The sequence below is a fragment of the Vibrio sp. 10N.222.49.A3 genome, assembly GCF_041475145.1.
GTDB classification, from domain to species: domain Bacteria; phylum Pseudomonadota; class Gammaproteobacteria; order Enterobacterales; family Vibrionaceae; genus Vibrio; species Vibrio tasmaniensis_A.
This window is the reverse complement of record NZ_JBFRVM010000209.1, coordinates 1-1,765: the sequence shown is the minus strand read 5'-3', so window position 1 is coordinate 1,765 and position 1,765 is coordinate 1. Positions and strand designations below refer to the sequence as shown.

At 40.7% G+C, this 1,765-nt stretch carries 3 protein-coding genes; all 3 read right to left on the bottom strand.

Annotated features, from left to right (window positions below; all coding sequences use genetic code 11):
* Positions 1-202 precede the first annotated feature (202 nt).
* A complete protein-coding gene (locus tag AB4589_RS23130) occupies positions 203-571 on the bottom strand; it encodes a hypothetical protein (RefSeq protein ID WP_048660709.1) in 369 nt (122 codons plus the stop codon).
* Positions 572-914: 343 nt separating this feature from the next.
* Positions 915-1,094 (bottom strand): TraY domain-containing protein, encoded by a 180-nt coding sequence (locus tag AB4589_RS23125; protein WP_016800598.1) that lies wholly within the window; start codon positions 1,092-1,094, stop codon positions 915-917.
* A 489-nt stretch (positions 1,095-1,583) separates the two neighbouring features.
* The coding region (locus AB4589_RS23120; RefSeq protein WP_372101772.1) for a hypothetical protein at positions 1,584-1,765 on the bottom strand (182 nt) is incomplete at its 5' end.

Genomic DNA, 1,765 nt, shown 5'->3' with positions numbered 1-1,765 from the left:
GAGGGTGCGCTGGGTGCGTTTTTTCATAATAAATATCCTTATTGAGTGATAAATTTATCAAGTGTTTGGTCATGATGGAGTAAAAGACCTCCTTGCCTGAGAAGCTGGGAAGAAGGGTTAGGTTGTCCTAGGCAGACCGTGCAACGTGCAAATTAAACGGCGCGTGGGGAGAAAGGTTAAAATCGACAGGTATAGGCACGCATCATAAAGAAAACAGAGAAGATTTCGCGTACTTCAAACCGCGATTACGACTCACATGTTGCTTCCAATTTTGAGCGCTAATGATGGTGTTCTTAAGCTTCCGATAACGTTTTTTACAAGCATTCTTTGAAGCTGGGAGAGTGAGACGGTTAACTGATTGAACTTGTTTTTGAACCGCAACAAAATGAACACCCTTCCAATAGAAAGGGAATGAAAGGTGTCCAGTAAAAGACAGTAAGGCGGCAAACGCCATGTGTTCACGCCCGACCGTTCCCAGTTCTTTGACGCTGACAAAATCCCCTTGTTCAACAAAGTGGCCTAATACATTCGCCGCCTCATCTGTACGACAATGTCCGTAGATAATCTGCATCGTTCACACTCCTTTTTAGGACATTGTTTTGTTCTTTTAAAAAAGCAAAACAATGGGCTCTCTTTCAAGAGCCGTGCTACAAACTGGCTTGAGCATTCTTGTAGTAGAATGCGCACATCCAAAGGGTGTGGTGTCTGGTATTCCCAAGTAACTCTATTTCACCACTCAACCAGCGTGCTTAATTGAGTAGAAAAACAGCCTTGGACGTCGCCCCAGAGAGGGCTCCTGAATTTGTTAGGCATATTACGCAGGCCTGCGCCCCTCTGCGGCGCTTTTTGCAATCGTGAAGGCAGCCCACCTTCGAGGCCATCTGAAATAAGATCTCAGACGGCAATATCATTCGTTACAGCGACCAATTGGGAAAACGTTTGAGATGATCTTCTAATCGAAGTTTCCCTTCGCGCTTTTTGGCCCGTTCTGCTCTTTTCGCCGATAGCGTTAACGTTTTATTCGCGTTTGCTGAAAGACTAAAAGCGATACCGACTTCCTTGTTATCAACCCTACATTCTGATTTCAAATTCATACAAAATCCTTTTCAATTAAGAAAAACCGAAACGACCGAGTTCAAACTGAAATATCGCTGAACCCTCTAGTCGTTCAAAAGTGACCCAGAATTATTAAACTTATTTGCTTTTGTGATGGGCCTCTCAATCTTGCAATTTAACATAACAAATATAATACGCACCAAATTAAACTTTTGATTTTAATGGTTATTTTATTAAATTTAACGTTGCCTTTGTTTTTAATTTTAAATAATTAATCCATTAATTATTTTTATTGGGATTCTTTGATGTGCTATAAATTTTTCAAGGTTATTTGTTATCTCATTGTTATTTATCTGCTATTTTTGGTTACGCATTATATTTGTTATGTTAAGGGAAAAATCCCAAGGCACACTTAGCGTTTGAAATATCAGGCGACGACACGCTATACTTACCTGAGGTCTATAAGGTTAAAACACACGACATTGCTTACTCCTGTAGTGTCCAATGTCGTGTGTTTTTTCTAGGATTTAGAGTGTGTTAGAGGTGGTACTCTGACTATATAGCACTCGCAAAAAAGCCGACTTTCCAAGAGTAGTCGGCTTTTTTGTGTCTAAAAAACCGGCATTTGATTTCTTTTCCCGGTTGAGATAGGTTGAAATTTCACCGTTTGGACGGCCAATCCAAACACCCCAAAAACCTCTTGGACTTC

What these genes read in the sequence shown, in the direction of transcription:
- AB4589_RS23130 (WP_048660709.1), bottom strand. Translation starts at nt 571, where the DNA reads ATGCAGATTATCTACGGACATTGTCGTACAGATGAGGCGGCGAATGTA.
- AB4589_RS23125 (WP_016800598.1), bottom strand. Translation starts at nt 1,094, where the DNA reads ATGAATTTGAAATCAGAATGTAGGGTTGATAACAAGGAAGTCGGTATC.